Source organism: Streptomyces sp. NPDC048473 (assembly GCF_043200155.1).
In the GTDB taxonomy this organism is placed as follows: domain Bacteria; phylum Actinomycetota; class Actinomycetes; order Streptomycetales; family Streptomycetaceae; genus Streptomyces.
The window spans coordinates 1-4,257 of the sequence record NZ_JBICXE010000137.1; the positions used below are offsets into that span (position 1 = coordinate 1).

Here is a 4,257-nt window from a genome sequence, read left to right on the forward strand (position 1 = left end):
CAGGATCGGGTCAAGATCCCCAACCCCAGCCGCTCCAGACGCGACACCAACACGAACAGCCCAACGCCCTGCCAGCCCCAAAAGCAACGGCATTGCCCTTCAGGCTATGGGGGGAGATTGAGGACAAAGCCGGGGCGCCCGGCCCGGGCGCATCCGTCAGACCCCGGCCCCCGCTGCCGAAGCCGCGTCACACCCCTGCGCCCGCAACGCCCGAGCCAGATCGTCCCGCTGCTCAAGCACCAGCCTCCGCAGCGCCGGCGCCGCATCCGCATGGGCGGCCAGCCACGCATCCGTAGCCGCCAGCGTCGACGGATCGTCCTGCAGGGCCGGGAACAGACCCCTCACCACAGCCATCCCGATCTGGATCGACCGCTCGGCCCACACCCGCTCGATCGCGGCGAAGTACTTCTCCGCGTACGGCGCCAGCAACTCCCGCTGCGACGACTGCTCGAACCCCGTGATCGTCGCCTCCACCAACGCGTTGGACAGCGCCTCCGACTCCACGACGCCCGCCCACGCCTGCGCCTTGACCGCGGCCGAGGGCCGCGAGGCCAGGCACCGCACCTGGTGCCGCTTCCCGGACGCCGTGTCGTCGCGGGCCAGTTCGGCATCGATCACCGACTCGTCGGCCACCCCGTGCGCGGCCAGCGGGGACAGGAACGCCCACCGCAGCTCCTGGTCGACATCCAGCCCGTCGATCCGCGCCGAACCGTCGAGCAGCCCGGACAGCAGCTGGAAGTCCGCGTCCGAGTCGGCGACCGAAGCGAAGAACCGCGCCCACGCCAGCTGGTGCTCGCTGCCCGGCTCGGCGATGCGCAGCTCCCGCAGCGCACCCTCGGCCAGCGCCCGGCTGCCCTCCTCGCGCCACTCGGGCGCCGCGTAGTGCACGAGCGCGGTCCGGGTCCAGGCGTGCAGCATCTGCAGCACGCCGATGTCGGACTCCCGGCCGGAGAAGGCCAGCACGAGGGAGACGAAGTCGCGGGCCGGCATCAGCCCGTCCCGGGTCAGGTTCCACAGCGCGGACCAGCACAGCGCCCGCGCCAGCGGATCGGTCATGTCACCGAGATGCGCCCGCAGCGTGGCCAGGGACACCTCGTCGAAGCGGACCTTGCAGTACGTGAGGTCGTCGTCGTTGACCAGGATCAGCTCGGGCCGCTCGGCCCCGGCCAGCTCCCCGATCACCGTACGCGGCCCCGCCACATCCACCTCGGCGCGCGCGTACCGCACCAGGTCGCCGTCGGCGGCCCGCAGGTACAGGCCGACCGCGACCCGGTGCGGCCGCAGCTCCGGATGGGAAGCGGCCGCCTCCTGGAGGACCGCCAGCTCCGTGATCCGGCCGGCCGCGTCGTACGTCGCCACCGGGGTCAGCGAGTTGACGCCCGCCGTCTGCAGCCACGACCGCGACCAGGTGACCATGTCCCGCCCGGACGTCTCGGCCAGGACCGACAGCAGATCGCCCAGCTGCGTATTGCCGTAGGCGTGCTTCTTGAAGTAGCGCCGGGCGCCCTCCAGGAACGCGTCCCGTCCCACGTACGCCACCAGCTGCTTCAGTACCGATGCGCCCTTGGCGTATGTGATGCCGTCGAAGTTGAGCTTGGCGTCCTCCAGGTCACGGATGTCGGCCGTGATCGGGTGCGTGGACGGCAGCTGGTCGGCGCGGTACGCCCAGGCCTTGCGGTTGTTGGCGAAGGTGATCCAGCCGTCCTTGAAACGGGTCGACTCCACCATGGCGAAGACGCCCATGAAGTCGGCGAACGACTCCTTCAGCCACAGGTCGTCCCACCACTGCATGGTGACGAGGTCGCCGAACCACATGTGCGCCATCTCGTGCAGGATGACGTTGGCCCGGCCCTCGTACGCCGCCTGCGTCACCTTGCCGCGGAAGATGTACTCCTCGCGGAACGTGACACAGCCCGGGTTCTCCATCGCGCCGAGGTTGTACTCGGGCACGAACGCCTGGTCGTACTTCCCGAACGGGTACGGGTAGTCGAAGTTGTCGTGGAAGAAGTCCAGGCCCTGCTTGGTGACGAGGAAGACGTCGTCCGAGTCGAAGTGCCGGGCGAGCCCCTTGCGGCACATCGCTCCGAGCGGGATCTCCAGCTCCGTGCCGTCGTCGAACGTACGGCTGTAGGAGTCGGTCACATAGTGGTACGGACCGGCGACGACCGCCGTGATGTATGTGGAGATCGGCTTGGTCTCGGCGAACCGCCAGACCCCGCCCTTCCGCGACTCCTCGGCCCCATTGCTCCACACCGTCCAGCCCTCGGGCGCCGTCACCTCGAAGCGGAAGGGGGCCTTCAGGTCGGGCTGCTCAAAGTTCGCGAAGACCCGCCGCGCGTCGGCCGGCTCGTACTGCGTGTAGAGGTAGACCTCGCCGTCCTCCGGGTCGACGAACCGGTGCATGCCCTCGCCGGTCCGGCTGTACGCGCACTGCGCGTCGACCACCAGGACGTTGTCGCCCTCCGGCAGCTGCTCCAGCGCCACCCGCGTCCCGTCGAAGACGACGGCGGGGTCGAGCGGCTGCCCGTTCAGCGTCACCGCGTTCACGCTCGGCGCCACCAGATCCGCGAAGGTCGACGCCCCCGCCCGCGCGGTGCGGAACCGGATGGTCGTCACCGAGCGGAAGGTCCGCGGGCCCGAGGAGGCTCCGTCGCCGTCCCCGTCGGGCCCACCGACGGCGGAACGCAGATCGAGACCGACCTCGTAACCGTCGACGGTCAGCAGCTCGGCCCGCACACGGGCCTCGTCGCGGGACAGGTTCTCACCGGGCACGGCACACTCCTTTGTGTCACGTTCGAATAGTTTTGATCCTCCCATGCCGCTACTCGGCCCGGCATTCGGGAATGGCCCGTGCGTCCCGAGGCGTTCTCGCGCACAGGTGCGAATGCCCTTATGAGGAGAGACATGTCTGACAACAGCACGGCGCCCGGCAAGACCCCTGCCGATTTCTGGTTCGACCCGCTCTGCCCCTGGGCCTGGATGACCTCCCGCTGGATGCTGGAGGTGGAGAAGGTCCGCGACGTCGAGGTCCGCTGGCATGTGATGAGCCTGGCCGTTCTCAACGAGGACAAGCTCGACGAGCTGCCGGACGAGTACCGCGACCTGCTGGAGAACAAGGCCTGGGGCCCGGTCCGCGTCGTCATCGCCGCCCAGCAGAAGCACGGTGACGACATCGTCGGCCCCCTGTACACCGCGCTCGGCACCCGCTTCCACAACCAGGGTGAGGGCCCCACCCGCGAGGCGATCGTGGGGGCGCTCCAGGACATCGGCCTGCCGGCCGAGCTGGCGGACTTCGCCGACTCGGACGTGTACGACGCCGAGCTGCGCGCCTCCCACAAGGAGGGCATCGACAAGGTCGGCCAGGACGTCGGCACCCCGGTCATCGCCGTCCCGGGCTCGGACGGCGAGCAGATCGCCTTCTTCGGCCCGGTCGTCACCCCCGCCCCGAAGGGCGAGGAGGCGGCAAAGCTGTGGGACGGCACGCTGCTGGTCGCGTCGATCCCCGGCTTTTACGAGATCAAGCGGACCCGGACGCAGGGCCCCATTTTCGACTGATCCACGCGGTGCGGTGCGGGGCCCGGCCATCCTCCGGCCCCGCGCCGCTCCACCTCACGCGTACAGCGCGTCCAGCTTCGGCAGCCGCAGCGCCACCCGCTCCGCGTCGTCGAAGTCGAAGTCCCACTCGGGGTCCAGGTCGGGATAGTCGATCGTGAACGAGTCGTCGGGCATGTCCTCACCCGTCGCCGCCCGATGCGCGTCCCACGCGATCCCGAGCATCGCCTCGCACTCCATCTCCAGCCCCTCGGGCGCCGCGGCCCCGATCACCGGCAGCTCGGCCAGCGTGTCCGGATCGGCGACGACCCGCTCGAACACCTCACGCCCCTGCGCTATCAGCCAGCCCCGGAAGTAGTCGAAACCGTCGTCGGAACAGCCGCCGTTGATCGTGTACGCCGCAGCCCACAGCGGAGCCCGGTAGGAGGCGGCCATCAGGTCCCAGAGCAGCTGCTGCGCGGCGACGATCTCGTCCCGGGGCCGGGCGGCGAGCAGCGCGGAGGCCCGCTCGACGACTGCCTCCGCGTCCGCCGGGTCGGTGACCCGGGCGCGGGCGTCGTCGATCACATTCCAGAAGTCCGTGGTGTCCATACGGTGCAGCATGCCGGAGGGGTCTGACATTGATACTCGTAGCGGGTTCCGGTGGTCGTGGCTCAGGGTCTGACTGACGTCCTGCTGGGCTGTCCTGCGACTGTTCTGTCCGGC

3 protein-coding genes are annotated in these 4,257 nt (G+C 69.8%); 1 reads left to right on the forward strand and 2 read right to left on the reverse strand.

The genetic code is table 11. The features are described 5' to 3' along the window. Positions 1–156 precede the first annotated feature (156 nt). Positions 157–2,772 (reverse strand): aminopeptidase N, encoded by a 2,616-nt coding sequence (gene pepN, locus ACGFU7_RS47600; RefSeq protein ID WP_393705018.1) that lies wholly within the window; start codon positions 2,770–2,772, stop codon positions 157–159. A gap of 132 nt (positions 2,773–2,904) precedes the next feature. On the opposite strand from pepN, the gene ACGFU7_RS47605 reads away from it, so the two are divergent. Then, complete coding sequence (locus tag ACGFU7_RS47605; protein WP_393705019.1) at positions 2,905–3,555, forward strand: DsbA family protein; 651 nt, start codon at positions 2,905–2,907, stop codon at positions 3,553–3,555. A gap of 54 nt (positions 3,556–3,609) precedes the next feature. On the opposite strand, the gene ACGFU7_RS47610 is transcribed toward ACGFU7_RS47605, so the two are convergent. Next, positions 3,610–4,143, reverse strand: coding sequence for a DUF4240 domain-containing protein (locus ACGFU7_RS47610; RefSeq protein ID WP_393705021.1), 534 nt, complete (start codon positions 4,141–4,143; stop codon positions 3,610–3,612). Positions 4,144–4,257 lie beyond the last annotated feature (114 nt).

Coding starts and splice junctions, on each gene's coding strand:
- ACGFU7_RS47610 (WP_393705021.1), bottom strand. CDS start 4,143: ATGGACACCACGGACTTCTGGAATGTGATCGACGACGCCCGCGCCCGG.
- ACGFU7_RS47605 (WP_393705019.1), top strand. CDS start 2,905: ATGTCTGACAACAGCACGGCGCCCGGCAAGACCCCTGCCGATTTCTGG.